This window comes from Streptomyces sp. NPDC087310 (genome assembly GCF_044744405.1).
GTDB lineage: Bacteria > Actinomycetota > Actinomycetes > Streptomycetales > Streptomycetaceae > Streptomyces.
Genome location: NZ_JBIUYF010000004.1, coordinates 55514 through 72364 on the forward strand (window position 1 = coordinate 55514; position 16851 = coordinate 72364).

The 16851-nt window shown below is 72.7% G+C and carries 14 protein-coding genes and 1 riboswitch; of the genes, 9 read left to right on the plus strand and 5 right to left on the minus strand.

The window, feature by feature from the left end; translation table 11 throughout:
- Nucleotides 1–7 precede the first annotated feature (7 nt).
- Nucleotides 8–826 carry a cobalt-precorrin-6A reductase gene (locus ACIO3P_RS15340; RefSeq protein ID WP_401854965.1) on the plus strand — a complete coding sequence of 273 codons (819 nt, stop codon included), beginning with the start codon at nt 8–10 and terminating at the stop codon, nt 824–826.
- Here ACIO3P_RS15340 and ACIO3P_RS15345 read toward each other — a convergent pair.
- Genes ACIO3P_RS15345 through cobG form a run of 3 tightly spaced genes read right to left on the minus strand, consistent with a single transcriptional unit; the run spans nt 739 to nt 4412 of the window.
- Entirely contained in the window at nt 739–2346 is a 1608-nt protein-coding gene (locus ACIO3P_RS15345) for a precorrin-2 C(20)-methyltransferase (RefSeq protein WP_329822481.1), read from the minus strand. The two genes, ACIO3P_RS15340 and ACIO3P_RS15345, sit on opposite strands and share 88 nt — an antisense overlap.
- Nucleotides 2343–2984, minus strand: coding sequence for a precorrin-8X methylmutase (locus ACIO3P_RS15350; RefSeq protein ID WP_401854864.1), 642 nt, complete (start codon nt 2982–2984; stop codon nt 2343–2345). Before ACIO3P_RS15350 ends, ACIO3P_RS15345 begins: the two co-directional genes overlap by 4 nt.
- 12 nt (nt 2985–2996) lie before the next feature.
- Nucleotides 2997–4412, minus strand: a complete 1416-nt coding sequence (cobG, locus tag ACIO3P_RS15355) for a precorrin-3B synthase (protein WP_401854863.1) — start codon at nt 4410–4412, stop codon at nt 2997–2999.
- Between the two features lie 85 nt (nt 4413–4497).
- Nucleotides 4498–4685: riboswitch (cobalamin riboswitch) on the plus strand.
- Nucleotides 4686–4719: 34 nt separating this feature from the next.
- Between cobG and cobN the strand changes: the two genes are divergently transcribed.
- Nucleotides 4720–8376, plus strand: coding sequence for a cobaltochelatase subunit CobN (gene cobN / locus ACIO3P_RS15360; RefSeq protein WP_401854860.1), 3657 nt, complete (start codon nt 4720–4722; stop codon nt 8374–8376).
- Nucleotides 8377–8415: 39 nt separating this feature from the next.
- On the opposite strand, the gene ACIO3P_RS15365 is transcribed toward cobN, so the two are convergent.
- Nucleotides 8416–9732, minus strand: coding sequence for a geranylgeranyl reductase family protein (locus ACIO3P_RS15365; RefSeq protein WP_401796828.1), 1317 nt, complete (start codon nt 9730–9732; stop codon nt 8416–8418).
- Between the two features lie 265 nt (nt 9733–9997).
- Between ACIO3P_RS15365 and ACIO3P_RS15370 the strand changes: the two genes are divergently transcribed.
- From ACIO3P_RS15370 to ACIO3P_RS15390, 5 genes are all read left to right on the plus strand, one after another.
- Nucleotides 9998–10993, plus strand: coding sequence for a zeta toxin family protein (locus ACIO3P_RS15370; protein WP_401854858.1), 996 nt, complete (start codon nt 9998–10000; stop codon nt 10991–10993).
- Entirely contained in the window at nt 10990–11247 is a 258-nt protein-coding gene (locus ACIO3P_RS15375; protein WP_401854856.1) for a hypothetical protein, read from the plus strand. Before ACIO3P_RS15370 ends, ACIO3P_RS15375 begins: the two co-directional genes overlap by 4 nt.
- A 155-nt stretch (nt 11248–11402) precedes the next feature.
- Complete coding sequence (locus ACIO3P_RS15380) at nt 11403–11903, plus strand: TetR/AcrR family transcriptional regulator (RefSeq protein WP_401854963.1); 501 nt, start codon at nt 11403–11405, stop codon at nt 11901–11903.
- Between the two features lie 14 nt (nt 11904–11917).
- The gene (locus ACIO3P_RS15385; protein ID WP_401796838.1) at nt 11918–12268 is read left to right on the plus strand and encodes a hypothetical protein; all 351 of its coding nucleotides are present in this window, start codon (nt 11918–11920) and stop codon (nt 12266–12268) included.
- Nucleotides 12269–12281: 13 nt separating this feature from the next.
- Nucleotides 12282–13310 carry an alpha/beta hydrolase family protein gene (locus ACIO3P_RS15390; RefSeq protein ID WP_401854853.1) on the plus strand — a complete coding sequence of 343 codons (1029 nt, stop codon included), beginning with the start codon at nt 12282–12284 and terminating at the stop codon, nt 13308–13310.
- An 81-nt stretch (nt 13311–13391) separates the two neighbouring features.
- On the opposite strand, the gene ACIO3P_RS15395 is transcribed toward ACIO3P_RS15390, so the two are convergent.
- Nucleotides 13392–13667, minus strand: a complete 276-nt coding sequence (locus ACIO3P_RS15395) for a hypothetical protein (RefSeq protein ID WP_401854852.1) — start codon at nt 13665–13667, stop codon at nt 13392–13394.
- 254 nt (nt 13668–13921) lie between these two features.
- Here ACIO3P_RS15395 and ACIO3P_RS15400 point away from each other — a divergent pair, with 254 nt between their 5' ends.
- Nucleotides 13922–14560 (plus strand): hypothetical protein, encoded by a 639-nt coding sequence (locus tag ACIO3P_RS15400; RefSeq protein ID WP_401854849.1) that lies wholly within the window; start codon nt 13922–13924, stop codon nt 14558–14560.
- Nucleotides 14561–14677: 117 nt separating this feature from the next.
- Nucleotides 14678–16783 (plus strand): flotillin family protein, encoded by a 2106-nt coding sequence (locus ACIO3P_RS15405; protein WP_401854847.1) that lies wholly within the window; start codon nt 14678–14680, stop codon nt 16781–16783.
- Nucleotides 16784–16851: the final 68 nt, after the last annotated feature.

A 16851-nucleotide genomic window follows, 5' to 3' on the forward strand; every position in this document is an offset into this window, starting at 1 on the left:
GTTGCCCTTGCACGTGCTGATCCTCGGGGGGACCACCGAGTCGCGGCGCCTCGCGGAGCTGCTCCACCCCCGGTGGCGTGTGACGACGTCCCTCGCCGGACGCGTCACCCGGCCCGTACTGCCACCGGGCGAGGTGCGTATCGGCGGGTTCGGCGGGGCCGACGGGCTGGCGCGCTGGCTGCGCGAGCACCGCGTGGACGCGCTCGTCGACGCCACCCATCCCTTCGCCGCGACGATCAGCGCGAACGCCGCCCTCGCCGCCGCCACCGCCCGCGTTCCCCTGCTGGCGCTGCGCCGCCCCTCCTGGGCGCCCGTGCCGGGCGACGACTGGCGTACGGTCGGCTCGCTGGAGGAGGCCGCCGGGGCGCTGCGCGGGCTCGGCGGATCCCGCAGGGTCTTCCTCACCACCGGCCGGATGGGGCTCGCCGCCTTCGCGGGCGCGGATCTCGACGCCCACTGGTTCCTCGTACGGTCCGTGGATGCCCCGCAACCGCCGTACCCCGCCCGTACGGAGACCCTGCTCGACCGGGGGCCGTTCACGCTCGACGGGGAGCGGGACATCCTGCGCCGGCACCGGATCGACGTCGTCGTGACCAAGGACAGCGGCGGCGCGGCCACCGCGCCCAAGCTCACCGCCGCCCGGGAGGCGGGGATTCCGGTCGTGGTCGTGCGACGGCCGCCCGTACCGGAGGGGGTGGCCGTCGCGGAGACCGCCGAGGACGCGGTGGCGTGGGTGGCTCACTTCTCGGAGGACGCCACGGAGGACGCCACGGAGGGTTCCGGGGATGGAGACAGGGACGGGGACGGGGCGGAAGGCTCCGGGTAGCGGCGGGGCGTCCAGACGATCTGTTCGCCGCCGACCTCGCCGCCCTCGCCGGCTCCGCGCCGTACCGTCACCGTCTGCGACGAGCCGACGATCAGGATCGTCCGCATGTCCACCTGCGCCGGGTCCAGCTCCGCCAGCCGGACGATCCGTACGCTCTCCTCCGCCCCGCCCACATCGCGGCCCAGTACGACCGGGGTGTCCGGGGCGCGGTGCTCCAGCAGCAGTTCGCGGGCCTTGCCGACCTGCCAGTTACGGCTGGCGGAGCCCGGGTTGTAGAGCGCGAGCACCAGGTCGGCCGCCGCTGCCGCGCGCAGCCGCTCCGCGATGACCTCCCACGGCTTGAGGCGGTCGGAGAGCGAGAGCACGGCGTAGTCGTGGCCGAGGGGCGCGCCGGCGCGCGCGGCGGCGGCGTTGGCCGCGGTCACGCCCGGGAGGACCCGTACGGGGATCGTCCGGTACGGGTCGGCCGACGCGACCTCCAGGACGGCCGTGGCCATCGCGAAGACGCCCGGGTCACCGCCCGAGACGACGGCCACGCGGCGGCCCCGCCGCGCCAGGTCGAGGGCGAACTCGGCGCGCTCGGACTCCACCTTGTTGTCGGAACCGTGCCGCCGCTGCCCCGGGCGGACCGGAACGCGGTCCAGATAGGTGGTGTAGCCGACCAGATCCTCGGCGGAGGCCAGCGCGCCGCGCGTCTCGGGCGTGAGCCACAGCGGACCCGCCGGGCCCGTTCCCACGACCACCACCTCACCGGAGGCGGCGGGGGAAGAGGCAGGGGTCCGGTCCACGCGGCTCGGCAGCACCGCCACCGAGAAGTACGGCACCGACTCCGGGTCCGTCTCCGCCAGCGCGCCCGTGCGCTCCCCGCTCATCGTCGCGCGCTCCACGTACCGCGCGTCCGCCAGCCGCCCCGCCCGCTCGATCGACCGCCGTACGGCCGGGAACGTCCTGCCCAGCTTCATCACGACCGCCGAGTCCGCCGAGGCCAGCCGGGCCGTCAGCTCCTCCTCGGGCAGGGTGCCAGGGAGGACCGTCAGCACCTCCTCGCCCTCGACGAGCGGGGTGCCGAGCCGCGCCGCGGCGGCGCTCACCGAGGTCACCCCGGGGATGACCTCGGTCGGATAGCGGTCGGCCAGCCGCTTGTGCATGTGCATGTACGAGCCGTAGAAGAGCGGATCGCCCTCCGCGAGCACCGCCACCGTGCGCCCCGCGTCGAGATGGACGGCGAGCCGGGCGGCGGACTCCGCGTAGAACTCGTCCATCGCGCCCTGGTAGCCGCCCGGATGGTCGGTGGTGCCGGTGGTGACCGGGTAGACCAGCGGCTCCTCGATGTGGTCCGCGCGCAGATGCTCGGCGGCTATGGAGCGCGCTATGGAGCGGCCGTGGCGGGCGCTGTGGTACGCGATCACATCCGCCTCGGCGATGACCTGCACCGCCCGTACGGTCATCAGGGACGGGTCGCCGGGGCCGAGGCCGACGCCGTACAGACGGCCGGCGGGGAGGCTGCTGTTCTCGGTCATTCCACTTCGCTCGCGATCGCGTTGATGGCCGCCGCCGCGAGGGCGCTGCCGCCGCGCCGTCCCCGTACGACCAGGTGTTCAAGACCGGAGGGGTGCCCGGCGAGCTCGTCCTTGGACTCCGCAGCGCCGATGAAGCCCACCGGGACGCCGATGACGGCCGCCGGGCGCGGCGCGCCCGCCTCGACCATCTCCAGCAGCCGGAAGAGCGCGGTCGGCGCGTTGCCGACGGCGACGACCGCCCCGTCCAGCCGGTCCCGCCACAGCTCCAGGGCGGCGGCGCTGCGCGTCGTCCCCAACTCGGCGGCGAGGGCCGGGACGGCCGGGTCGGAGAGCGTGCAGACCACGTCGTTCTCGGCGGGCAGCCGCTTGCGCGTGACCCCGCTCGCGACCATCCGCACATCGCACAGGATCGGCGCGCCCGCGCGCAGCGCCTCGCGGGCACGGGCCACCACACCGGGGGTGAAGGCCAGGTCGCGCACGAGGTCGACCATGCCGCAGGCGTGGATCATCCGCACCGCGACCTGGGAGACGTCGGCGGGCAGCCCGGCGAGGTCCGCCTCGGCGCGGATCGTGGCGAACGACTGGCGGTATATCGCCGCGCCGTCCTTCTCATAGTCGAACACTGTGGTCTCGCTCATCTCGTCACGTCGTCACGACTGTGTTGTCTTCACGTTCTCGTCCCGCTCGTCCCGTTCGTCCAGCGTGTTCCGCTTGTGTACGGAGACGGTGTAGCGGCCCTCGCCGGTCGCGACCCGGTCCACCCGGTCGCCCTGCGGATGACCGCAGCGCCGCGCGCACCCCGACCAGTACACGGGCAGGCCGGTCCGGTCGCCGTCCCGGCCGGCGGCCACGGACGCGGCGGCGTCGGCCCTCACGTCCGCGAGCGCCTTGGCGCACCCGGGCCGCCCGGTACAGGCGCCGACGCCGAGCCAGGGGGAGTCGGGCTCGGTGACCAGTCCGGCGGTACGGAGCCGTCCGAGCAGGTCGGCGGCGGCGTCCGGAGCCAGGCCGGGAACGATCACCCCGCGCCAGGGCGTCAGCCGCAGAGCAGGGCTCTCGTCCGGAGCACTGCTCTTACAAAGCAGATGTCGCCACTGCGCCACGCTCAGCCGGCCGAGCCGGGGGTACACGGAGAGCGCGACCGTTCCGTCGGGGGAGCGGATCAGCCCGGGGGCAGGGGCTTCCGCCGCACCCCGCGTGTCCCCCGCGTCCCCCGCCAGGACCTCGATTCCGGCCGCCGTCAGGCGTTCCGCCACCGCTGCCGCCAGCCCCCGGGCCGCCCCGGCCGGCAGGTCCCCTACGCGCCAGGCGCCCGTGCCGCTCGCCCGCGCCGCCGTGAGGAAGGTCTCGGCCGCCAGCAGGGCCGCGCGCGGGGCGTCGGCGGCCGGGACGCGTACCGCCCGTACCGCCTGTTCTCCGTACGGCGGGCGGGATGCCCCTATATGCACCTCTGCCGTGCCGTCCCGCCGTGCGAGCAACGTCACATCCGCGCCCAGCGCCGCCACATCGCCCCGGCCGTCGTCCAGCGCGAACAGGAAGCGCCCGGAGAGCTCCGTCGCCGCCTCGCTCGCGCACAGCAGTCCGTCCAGCCGCCGGGCCCACAACTGCACGTCGCCCGCGCCGAGTCCGTCGAGTCCGGCCAGCGGTGAGGCGACGATGTTCCGTATCCGCTCGTGCTCCTCCGACGGCAGCAGTCCCGCCTCGTGCAGGAGGTCCGCCAACTCGCCGCCGCAGCTCGCGCCCAGCCCCCGGAGCTGCACGTTGCCCCGGGACGTGAGGTCCAGGTGGCCGTCGCCCAGCCGCTCCGCCGCGTCGGCCAGCGCGAGCGCCTGGCGGTGCGTCAGCAGCCCTGCGGGCAGCCGGAGCCGGGCCAGGGCGCCGTCGTCGGCGTGGTGCAGCCGCAGCGCACCGGGGCAGGCATCCCCTCGTACCCGTACGGCCTCCCGTACGGCGTCCGGGAGGCTGTCCCGTACGGACTCCCCTACGGCATCCCGCGCCGCGCCCCGGAACGGAGCGCGCGCGGCGGCTTCGTCCCGGTTCACGGGTGTTGGCGAGGTGGGCGGCATGGCCGCGAGCATACCCAGGTGGCCCCCGCCCGCCCCCTTCTCGTCCGCCGTCCCGACCGGGCGCCCTCCCCGCCCGTGACCTCAGCACTTACTATGCAGACGGCGGGCCGTCAGGCCCGTCACACGCCAGTGACGGCGTCATGGGGAGGAAGCCCGGTGCGAACCCGGCGCGGTCCCGCCACTGTGAACCCGACAGCTCCGGCCGGAGTGATCCGGTCGTAGCAATCCGGTCGTCGGGTGAGCCAGGAACTCCCGCCGTCCTCCACACCCGCCCGGGGCGCGGACCCCGAGGAAGGCAAGACGCCGCATGCTTCTGCTCCTGTCGACGTCCGACACCGATCTGCTCAGCGCCCGTGCCGCCAACGCGGCGGGCGGTCCGGTCCCGTACCGGTTCGCCAACCCGGCGCGGCTCGCGCTCGACGAACTGCCCGGACTGCTGGAGGACGCCGACCTCGTCGTCGTACGGCTCCTCGGCGGTCTGCGCGCCTGGCAGGACGGTATCGACGCCCTCCTCGCCCGGGACATCCCCGTCGTCGTCCTCACCGGTGAGCAGGCGCCCGACGCGCAGCTCATGGAGGCGTCCACCGTCCCCATCGGGATCGCCGCCGAGGCGCACGCCTATCTCGCGCACGGCGGGCCCGCCAACCTGGAACAGCTCGCCCGGTTCCTCTCCGACACCGTGCTGCTGACCGGCCACGGCTTCGAGCCGCCCGCCGCCGCGCCCACCTGGGGCCGGCTGGAGCGGCGCGTCCGTCCGCCCCGTATCGGCCGGCCGGGCCACGTGGTGACGGAGAAGGCCCCGACGGTCGCGGTCCTCTACTACCGCGCGCACCACATGAGCGGCAACACCGCCTTCGTGGAGACCCTGTGCTCGGCGATCGAGGATGCCGACGCCCGGCCCCTGCCGATCTTCGTCTCCTCCCTGCGCGCGCCCGAGCCGGAGCTGCTGGCCGCCCTGGGGGAGGCCGACGCGATCGTCACCACCGTGCTCGCCGCGGGGGGCACCAAGCCCGCCCAGGCGTCGGCCGGCGGCGACGACGAGGCGTGGGACGCGGGCGCGCTCGCCGCGCTCGACGTACCGATCCTCCAGGCACTCTGCCTCACCAGCAGCCGCGCGGCCTGGGAGGAGAGCGACGAGGGGCTGACGCCGCTGGACGCCGCCTCGCAGGTCGCCGTACCGGAGTTCGACGGCCGGCTGATCACCGTCCCGTTCTCCTTCAAGGAGATCGACGAGGACGGGCTGCCCGCGTACGTACCCGACCCCGAGCGGGCCGCGCGCGTCGCCGGGATCGCCGTACGCCATGCCACGCTGGCGTTCCGTACGAACGCCGAGAAGCGCGTCGCGCTGGTCCTCTCCGCGTACCCCACCAAGCACTCCCGCATCGGCAACGCCGTGGGCCTCGACACCCCCGCCAGCGCCGTCACCCTGCTGCGCCGACTGCTCGCGGACGGCTACGACTTCGGTACGGAGCCGGTGCCCGGCCTGGAGTCCGGCGACGGCGACGAGCTGATCCGCGCGCTCATCGACGCGGGCGGCCACGACCAGGAATGGCTCACCGAGGAGCAGCTCGCCCGTAACCCCGTCCGCATACCCGCCGCCGACTACCGGCGCTGGTACGCACAGCTCCCCGCCGATCTGCGCGCCTCCGTCGAGCGGCACTGGGGGCCGCCGCCCGGCGAGATGTTCCTCGACCGCAGCCGCGTCGGCGCGGGCGGCGACCCGGACGGCGACATCGTGCTCGCCGCCCTGCGGCGCGGCAATCTGCTGATCCTCATCCAGCCGCCGCGCGGCTTCGGCGAGAACCCGATCGCGATCTACCACGACCCCGATCTGCCGCCCTCGCACCACTACCTGGCCGCGTACCGCTGGATCCAGGCGTCCAGCCACGACGGCGGGTTCGGCGCCGACGCCATGATCCACCTGGGCAAGCACGGCAACCTGGAGTGGCTGCCCGGCAAGAACGCCGGGATGTCCGCCTCCTGCGCGCCGGACGCCGCGCTCGGCGACCTGCCGCTGATCTACCCGTTCCTCGTCAACGACCCGGGCGAGGGGACGCAGGCGAAGCGGCGCGTGCACGCCACGCTGGTGGACCACCTCGTACCGCCGATGGCGCGCGCCGAGTCGTACGGCGACATCGCGCGCCTGGAGCAGTTGCTCGACGAGTACGCGGCGATCTCCTCCATGGACCCGGCGAAGCTGCCCGCGATCCGCGCCCAGATCTGGACGCTGATCCAGGCCGCCAAGCTCGACCACGACCTCGGGCTCGAAGCGCGCCCGGACGACGAAGGGTTCGACGACTTCCTGCTGCACGTCGACGGCTGGCTCTGCGAGGTCAAGGACGCGCAGATCCGCGACGGACTGCACGTCCTCGGCGGCGCCCCGACCGGCGCGGCACGCGTCAACCTCGTCCTCGCCATCCTGCGCGCCCGGCAGATCTGGGGCGGTACGTCGTCCCTGCCCGGGCTGCGCGAAGCCCTCGGCCTCGACGAGTCGGCCGCCACCCGCACCGCGGCCGACGACGCGGAGGAGCGGGCCCGCGCGCTCGTCCAGGCGATGGAGGACGCGGAGTGGGACCCGGCGGCGGTGTCGTCGGTGGCCTCGGGCCTGGGTGGTCCGGTGGCCGACATCCTCGACTTCGCGGCCCGCGAGGTCGTCCCGCGCCTGGCCGGCACGGTCGACGAGATCGAGCATGTCGTGCACGCCCTGAGCGGCGGCTTCGTCCCGGCGGGCCCGTCGGGCTCCCCGCTGCGCGGCCTCGTCAACGTCCTGCCGACCGGACGTAACTTCTACTCCGTCGACCCCAAGGCCGTACCGAGCCGCCTCGCCTGGGAGACCGGGCAGGCCCTCGCGGACTCCCTCCTCACCCGTTACCGCACCGACAACGGCGACTGGCCGACCTCCGTCGGGCTCTCCCTGTGGGGGACGAGCGCGATGCGCACCTCGGGCGACGACATCGCGGAAGCCCTCGCGCTGCTCGGGGTACGCCCGGTCTGGGACGACGCCTCGCGCCGGGTCACGGGCCTGGAGGCGGTCCCGCTGGCGGAGCTCGACCGTCCCCGTATCGACGTCACCCTGCGCATCAGCGGCTTCTTCCGCGACGCGTTCCCGCACGCGATCGGGCTGCTGGACGACGCCGTACGCCTCGTCGCCGCGCTGGACGAGCCCGCCGAGTCCAACTTCGTCCGCGCCCACGCCCAGGCCGACCTGGCCGAACACGGCGACGAACGGCGCGCCACGACCCGTATCTTCGGCTCCCGGCCCGGTACGTACGGCGCGGGCATCCTCCAGCTCATCGACAGCCGCGACTGGCGTACGGACGCGGACCTCGCCGAGGTCTACACGGTGTGGGGCGGCTACGCGTACGGCCGCGAACTCGACGGGCGCCCGGCGCGCGGCGAGATGGAGACCGCGTACAAGCGCATCGCGGTGGCGGCGAAGAACACCGACACGCGCGAGCACGACATCGCGGACTCGGACGACTACTTCCAGTACCACGGCGGCATGGTCGCCACCGTACGCGCCCTGAAGGGCACGGCCCCCGAGGCGTACATCGGCGACTCGACCCGCCCGGAAACCGTCCGCACCCGCACCCTGGTCGAGGAGACGTCCCGCGTCTTCCGCGCCCGCGTGGTCAACCCGCGCTGGATCGAGGCGATGCGCCGCCACGGCTACAAGGGCGCGTTCGAACTGGCGGCGACGGTCGACTACCTCTTCGGGTACGACGCGACGACCGGCGTCGTCGCGGACTGGATGTACGACAAGCTGACCGAGACGTATGTCCTGGACCCGGAGAACCGCCAGTTCCTCCAGGACGCCAACCCCTGGGCCCTGCACGGCATCGCGGAACGGCTGCTGGAGGCCGAGTCGCGCGGCATGTGGGAGAAGCCGGACCCGGGGGTGCTGGACGCGCTGCGGAAGGTGTTCCTGGAGACGGAGGGGGAGTTGGAGAGCGAGGACGACTGAGGGGCGGGCCCGTGTTCTCTCGGTCACCGGGTCGCCGGGTCACCGGGGCTTACGTCGGACCGGTGGCGTCGGGACGAGGCGGACCGCTGTGTTGATCAGGTGGTCGATCGTGTCGCGCGACGGCTTGTCGGTGAGGTCGGTGAGCAGCCGGGCCAGGGTCTTGAGCAGGAAGGGCGAGCCCAGGACATAGCGGTTGAGGACCGGCTGGAAGCCCGACCGGCTGAAGACGAGGTCGGCGACGGTGTTGCCGAGGCGGTAGTAGCGCCCCCACCGGCGGGTCATCTCCACGGGATAGTTGAGCAGCACACGCTCCCTCTTCGGCCCCTGGGGAAGCGCCAGGGCGAGCGCCGCGCTCCCGGCCGCGACCTCGCCCGCCTCCAGGGCCTGGGCGATGCCCTCGCCGTTCCAGGGGCTGATCATGCCGCCCGCGTCGCCGACCAGGAGGAGCCCCCGGGTGTACAGCGGATGGCGGTTGAAGCCCATGGGCAGCGCCGCGCTCCGTACGGGGCCCTCGGCGTTCTCCTCGCGCAGCCCCCACGCGTACGGGGTGCGGGCCAGCCATTCGTCGAGGGCGGTGCGCAACTCGACCTTTCCGTACCGGCGATGGGGCAGCGCGCCGAGCCCCACGTTGACCCTGCCGTCGCCCATGGGGAAGATCCAGCCGTATCCGGGCAGGTAACGGTCGGTCCCCGGGAGGCGGAGGTCGGCCCACAGCTCCAGATACTCGTCCTGGGAACGCTCCGGGCTGCGGTAGTAACGACGGGCGGCCGTCGCGAGCTGCCGGTTCTTGTCCCGTTGCACCCCCAGGGCGAGGGCGAGGCGGGCCGAGGCGCCGTCGGCGGCGATGACGATCGGCGCGCGGTAGACGGTCGGCTCGTCCGGTTCCTTCGCCTTCTTCGGGCCCGCCGGCACGCTGACGCCGCTGACACCGATGACGCGGCCGGAGCGGTCGAGTACGGGATGGGTCACCCTCACACCGTGGTGCAGCCGTGCTCCGGCGGCTGCCGCGTGCCGGGCCAGGATGTCGTCGAAGTCGTGCCGGCTGCGCGAGAGACCGAAATCGGGGTAACTCCCCAGGCTGGGCCATTCGATGTGGACCCGGTGGCTCCCGGCCACCCAGCGCATACCGCGTGAACGCATCCACCCCGGGGCGTTGATGTCGACCCCCATACGGATCAACTGGTGCACCGCACGCGGGGTCAGACCGTCCCCGCACACCTTCTCCCGGGGGAAGTGGGACTTCTCCAGAAGCAGTACGTCGACGCCCGCCCTGGCCAGGTGACAGGCGGCGGCCGAACCCGCCGGACCCGCACCCACCACGATCACCTCGGCTTCCGTCTCCCTTGACGCGCTCACCAGGAACCCCCTCTTGGGACAGTCGGAGCCGCACCGAAATCGCGATTCTTCACGTCATCATGGGTCACGAAGCGCCGGTGCGGAACACGGCCTCCCGGGACGGCCCGCCCGGACACCGGTGTGTCGGCGCGGGTGTGTTCCGTGGCGTACTGGGACGATTCCGGACGGCGCGATGCCCGACCGGTACGGCTGATCCGTTCTCATCCGCATACAGGGTGGTGTGGCGCCATCTGCCCCTCATTCGTCACGTTCCAGGGATGCCGACGTGTTAAGACTCCTTCCCCCTCGTTCTTCTTCCCCCGCCCCCTCCCGTGGACCGCTGCGCGCCCTGCTCGGCCTGCTGGCCGCGCTGGCGCTGCTGTTCGCCGGCCCCGCCGGTCAGGCCGTCGGCCACTCCGCCGGTCCGTCCGCCGCTCTTACTCAGGCGGCCCAGGCGGCGCCGAAGACCCCGCTGACCGACGCGCAGTGGAACCGGCACGTCGCGAGTGTCCAGCGCAACCTGGACCGGGCCCTGGCCGAGGGCCAGGAGACCGCCGTGCGCTACACGGTCGGCGGCGACCGTGAACACTGGTTCGCCTCCCGCGTACGCCTCCAGCGCGAGGTCGCCGACGAGCTGTACGCGCGCGGCGCGGCCGTACCGGACGAGGGCCGGGCGATCCTCACCGGCGGGCCGATGGGCGCCGGGAAGACCACGGTCCTCACCCGCTACTCCGGTGTCGACCTTTCCCAGTACCTGGTCGTGAGCGCCGACGACGTCAAGGACGTCATGTGCGAGCGCCGCATGATCCCCGCCGCCAGGGGCCTGACCCCGCTGGAGGCCAGCACCCTCGTACAGGAGGAGTCCAAGCTGATCGCCAACATGGTCGCCTCCCGCGCCTACCAGGCACGCAAGAACATCGTCTGGGACTTCTCGATGTCCTCCCGCGGCTCGGTCGAGGCCCGCCTGACGCCCATGCGCGCGGCGGGCTACGGCGACATCGCCGCCCTCTTCGTCGACATCCCGGTGGAGATGAGCGTGCAACGCGCCGACCAGCGGCACCGTAAGGGCCACGAGGCGTTCCGCAACGGAGAGGGCTGCGGCGGGCGTTACGTACCCCCCGCGCTGATCCGTGCCGGCGCCGACCCGCAATGGGGCAGCGTCAACCGCCGCGCCTTCGAGGAGACCAAGAACCTCTTCAACACCTGGTCCCTCTGGGACTCCGCCGGCGCCGAGCCCACCCTGATCGCCTCCGGCCGGGGCAACGCCGTACCCGGTAAATGAGCGAGGTCACCGACCTCCTGACCGCCCTGCGCACCGGCGCCATGACCCTGGAGCAGGTCGCGGGGCGGTTCCGACGCCTCACCTGGCGCCACCCGGCCCCGCGCCAGGGCCGGGCTTTGGCCGATCCGGAACCGCCGCTCCCGGACTCGTTCGAGGAGGTCGTCATGGCGTACGCCCGGCACGAACTGACGGACGAGCAGTACGAGGCGCTTCTGTACGCGGCGACCAACGGGGCGGAGAACAAGCCTGGTTGACGGGGCGGGACCCGGTGATGTCAGGGTCCCGCCCTTGATCACCTCGGCGTCGGCGGCCGGCGCCATGGGACCGCTGCCCTTGCCCTCTGCCACGCAGAAGATTGAGGAACGATCGTTCTTGACTGCTCGTTCCTCAACTGTCTACCGTGGTGGTCATGGGCAGGCCAAGAGCATTCGACGAGGACGAAGCGGTGCGTGCCGCCGTGGGGCTGTTCGGCGGACGGGCGTATGACGGCGTGTCCGTTGACGACCTCGTCAGCCACCTCGGTGTGCATCGCAACAGCCTGTACAAGACGTTCGGCAGCAAGCGCGGCCTCTACCTGACCGCTCTGCGTCGCCACCTCGCCGATGACGTCGGCCCTTTGCTCGACGCCCTTGCCGGCGCGTCGGATGCCGCGGCCGCGCTGCGGCTCGTCACCTCGGCCGACCTCGGCCTGCTTCTGCTCGCGGCGATCGAACGCGCACCGGTCGACGACGAGGTCGCCTCCGAGGTGACGGCCGCGTTGGCCGCCGTCGACCGGGCGATCGCCGACGCGCTCGGCGCTCCCGCCGACCTGGCCGCCGCCCTCACCGCCGCCGCGCTGGGCATCCTCGTGCGCGGCAACCCCGACAACGCCGCCACCGCGCTGACCCGACACCTCGGCTCTCTCACCTGAGAAGGGAACCTGACATGGCACTGATACGTATCGACGGCGACGACCTCGTCGTCGTGATCGAGGGGCTCGACAAGCTCTGGGCCTTCAAGGACAGCCTGACCATCCCGCTGGCCAACGTCCGTGGCGCGACCGCCGACCCCGGCATCGCCACCGACCCCAAGGGAATCCGCGCGCCGGGCTCCCGGGTACCCGGTGTGATCACCGCGGGCACCTTCCACCGGGACGGCGAAAAGGTCTTCTGGGACGTCAAGGATCCGTCGAAGGCTGTCGTGGTCGAACTCGCCGACGAGGAGTACGCACGCCTGGTTCTCCAGGTCGACGACCCCCGCGCCACTGTTGCCCTGGTCGAGAACGCCCTTGTCTGAAGGAGGCAGGCCCATGTTTCGCCCCTTGGCAGCGGCTTTGATGGCACTGGCCGTCGTCACCGCCACTCCGGCCGAGGCGGCGCCCCGTCTCGTGCCTGCCGCCGACCGTGAGGTCGTCTTCACGGCCGACGGTACGACCGCGTACGGCACCCTGCACATTCCCGAGCACCGTGCCGGGCAACGGCTGCGGGCGGCACTGCTGCTGCCCGGCAGCGGGCCCACCGACCGCGACGGCAACCAACCGCCCGGGGCCGTGCCGGACACCCTGGCGCAGGTGGCCGACGCGCTCGACAGGGACGGAATCGCCACGCTGCGGTTCGACAAGTACGGCACCGGCCGCACCGGACTCGGCGCCTACCAGGGCCACCCGGAAGACCTCGACTACCCGGCATTCGTCCGCCAGGCACGGGCCGCCTACGAGTTGTTGCGCGATCAGCCGGAGACCGACCCGCGCGCGCTGCTGGTCGTGGGACACAGCGAGGGCGCGATGACGGGACTGCTGCTCGGCGGCACCGTCCGCCCGCGCCCGACCGGCCTGGCGCTTCTGCAACCGCAGGCGATCCGCATGCTGGACCTGCTCGCGCTCCAGCTCAAGGCCCAGATCGCCGAAGCGACCCGGCAGGGCCAGTTCACACCGGAGCAGCAACGCGCCGCCGACGCGGCCATCGATGCCGCCGTCATTTCCCTGCGCGAACACCGACCGGTCGAGACCACCGGCCTGCCGCCCGCGGTCGCCAGGCTCTTCGAGGCACTCCAAGGCCCCAACGCCCGCTTCGTGGAGAGCGACGACGCCGTCCACCCACCGGACGCCGCCGCCGCACTCCGGCCGGGAACCAAGGTGCTGCTGACGTGCGGCACGAACGACGCCCAGATACCTTGTGCCACGACGAACGCCCTGAAGGCCGCCCTGCGCCACGCGCATGCCGGTGGACCGGGCCGAGTGACGCTGCCGGGTGTGGACCATCTGCTGCACGACGCCGACCACCCGAACACGCTCGCGCCGCCCGTACTCGACGCCCTGCGCCGGTTCGCTCGACACTGACGCCGGCCGAGGCCGCCCCCGCGCCGGTGTCCCCAGGGCGCGCGGGCGGCGGACCGCACCGGCGGCCGGGGGCACCGGGGGTCAGGCGAGCGTCACGACGACCGCGCGGGAACCGTCCAGCTCCGCCCACCAGGCCGGGGGCTCCCGGTCGGGGGCGCTGCGGGCGGGCAGCGTGCCGACCAGGTGGACCGAGTCCGGGGCGTCGCCGGGCCCGACCGGCACGGGGCCGAAGAAGGTCGTGTCGTCGCTGCTGAGGGAGAGCGGGACCGCGGCCACCGCGACCCAGCGGCGGGGCCGGAGGCCGGGGGCGCCCAGCGCGGTGGGGAGCGCTCCGAGCCACGGGGCGTTGCAGATCATGGGGCGGTCTGACGGTTCCTCAGCTCCCGTGCGCGCCCGGCATTAAGAAAACGTAAATATTGCCGGGATCCGGCAATGCGCGCACATGCCCTTGTCACACAGAATGGCCACAGCACGGACGGGGGAAGATCGGGGGAAGAACCCTGGTGCCGGGACACGGAAGCGTGTCCCGCGCCGGGGCGATGACGTACGCACGCGAGCAGCGGCGGTACGGCCGTACGGGAGTGACGGGACACCTGGGGGGTGGGGACGGGATGAGTGAGTTCTTCGGCGCCGCTCTCGGGTTCCCCGCCGTGCTCTTCGGCGCCGCCCTCCTCGTCGTCATCGGCTTCTGGCTGCTGGTCGTCGTCGGCGCGGCCGAGCACGACTCCTTCTCCGGGTACGTGGCCTCCGCGCACCTGAACGCCTCGGCCGGCGGCGGGCTCGGGGGAGTCCCGGTCGCCGTGCCCGTGTCGGTGCTGATCGCCACGGCCTGGTTCGTGAGCCTCGCCGGATCGGTGCTGGTGCGCCGCTCCGTGGAGCCCGGGACCGTCCGTACGCTCTGGTCGGGCGCCGTGCTCGCCGGCGCCGCGCTGATCGCCTGGGGGGTCACCCGGCTGCTCGTACGCCGATTGCGCGACCTCGTTCCTGAACAGGCGCCGCCGTCCCGGCTGGACTTCATCGGGCTGACCTGCATGATCCGTACCGGCTCCGTCTCCGCCGACTTCGGTCAGGCCGAGGTCGCGGCGGCCGACGGCTCGACCGCGCTCGTCCAGGTCAGGCGCGCCGAGTCCGACCGGGCCGCGCATCTGGCCGCCGGGTCCACGGGGTTGCTGTACGCGTTCGACGCCGAGGGCGAGTTCTTCTGGGTCGGCCCGTACGACCCGGCGCTCGACCCGCGTTCCGCCCGCTGACCCAGCGGCTGTCCCGCCCGGCCCGTATCACCGCCTCCGGTCCTGCCGCCGTGCCCTCACCGGCGCCGCGGACCGCCCTCACCGTCACCACGCTCGCACTCTTTTCGAGGATTCCTCATGGATGCCATCTCCTTGGGCCTCGGCGTGCTCGTCGCCGTCGCCCTGCTCGTCGCCATCGCCCTCTTCCTGGTGATCAGCCGGCTCTTCCGCAAGGTGGAGCAGGGCCGCGCGCTGATCATCTCCAAGACCAAGAAGGTCGACGTGACCTTCACCGGCGCCGTCGTCCTGCCGGTGCTGCACAAGGCCGAGTACATGGACATCTCGGTGAAGATCATCGAGATCCGCAGAACCGGCCGCGAGGGCCTGATCTGCCAGGACAACATCCGCGCCGACATCCACATCTCGTTCTTCGTACGGGTCAACAAGACCGTCGAGGACGTCATCAAGGTCGCCCAGGCGATCGGCACGGAGCGGGCCAGCGACAAGATCGCCATTCAGGAGTTCTTCGCCGCGAAGTTCTCCGAGGCGCTGAAGACGGTCGGCAAGCAGCTCGACTTCGTCGACCTCTACACCAAGCGCGAGGAGTTCCGGGACCGGATCATCCGCGTCATCGGCACGGACCTCAACGGCTACCACCTCGACGACGCCGCCATCGACTTCCTTGAGCAGACCCCGATGACACAGCTCGACGGCGCCAACATCCTCGACGCCCAGGGCATCCGGAAGATCACCGAGCTGACGGCCGTCGAGCACGTCCGTACCAACGAGTTCCAGCGTACGGAGCAGAAGGAGATCACCCGGCAGAACGTCGACGCCCGCGAGACCATCCTGGAGCTGGAACGCCGCCAGGCCGAGGCCGAGATCAAGCAGCACCGCGAGGTGGAGACGCTCCGCGCCCGCGAGGAGGCCGCGACGGCCAAGGTGCAGGAGGAGGAACGGCTCGGCGCGCAGACCGCGTTCCTCCGTACGGAGGAGCAGCTCGGCGTGCAGCGCGAGAACCAGGCGCGGGAGATCGCCGTGGCGCAGAAGAACCGCGAGCGGGTCATCGCCGTCGAGAACGAGCGCATCGAGAAGGACCGCGTCCTGGAGGTCATCGGGCGCGAGCGCGAGACCGAGCTGAGCCGTATCTCCAAGGACAAGGAGGTCGAGGCGGAGCGCCGCGAGGTGGCCGACGTCATCCGCGAACGGATCGCCGTGGACCGTACGGTCGCCGAGCAGGAGGAGTCGATCAAGAAGCTCCGGATCGTCGAGGAGGCCGAGCGCACCCGCCAGTCGGTGATCATCGCCGCCGAGGCGGAGGCCCAGGAGAAGCTGGTCAAGGACATCAAGGCCGCCGAGGCGGCCGAGGTCGCCGCCCGCCACCACGCGGCGGAGCAACTCACGCTCGCCGAGGCGCGGTTGAAGGCCGCCGATCTCGACTCGCAGGCCAAGCTGCGGCTCGCGGAGGGCGTCCAGGCGGAGACGGCGGCGCCCGGCCTCGCGGCGGTCCAGGTCCGCGACAAGGAGGCGGACGTCATCGAGAAGGCGGGCCTCGCGGAGGCCGGCGCCACCGAGGCGCGGCTGCGCGCCGAGGCGGAGGGGGCCAGGCTGAAGGCCCTCGCGGCGGCCGAGGGCGTACGGGCGCAGGCCACGGCGGACGCCGCGATGATCGGCGAGAAGCTGAAGGCCGAGGCGGCGGGGCTCACGGAGAAGGCGGCGGCGATGGCCGCGCTGGACGACGCGTCCCGTACACACGAGGAGTACCGGCTGCGGCTGGCCGCCGACAAGGAGATCAGGCTCGCGGGGCTGGACGTGCAGCGGCAGATCGCGGAGGCGCAGGCCACGATCCTCGCCACCGGCCTGGAGAACGCCGACGTCAGCATCGTCGGCGGGGACTCCGTCTTCTTCGACCGGCTCGTCTCGTCGATCTCGCTCGGCAAGAGCGTGGACGGCTTCGTCCAGCACTCGGAGACGGCGCGGGCGCTCGGCAAGCCGTGGCTGGACGGCACGGCCAGCTTCCCGGAGGACCTGACGCGGGTCCTCGGCTCGGTCTCGACCGCCGATGTGCAGAACCTGACGGTGTCGGCGCTGCTGATGAAGCTGATGAAGTCCGGCGGCGGCGCACAGACCGGACAGCTCGGCCGGCTGCTGGAACAGGTCGAGCGGCTGGGCCTCTCCGACACCCCGCTCTCCGCGCTGAACGGCGCACCGAACGGTGCCCCGAACGGCGCGGTCACGGCCTGAGACCCCGGTCTCGGGGGCGCGCGGGTCCGGAGCTGCCGCACGGGGGTCGGTGGATCCGGATCCGCGCG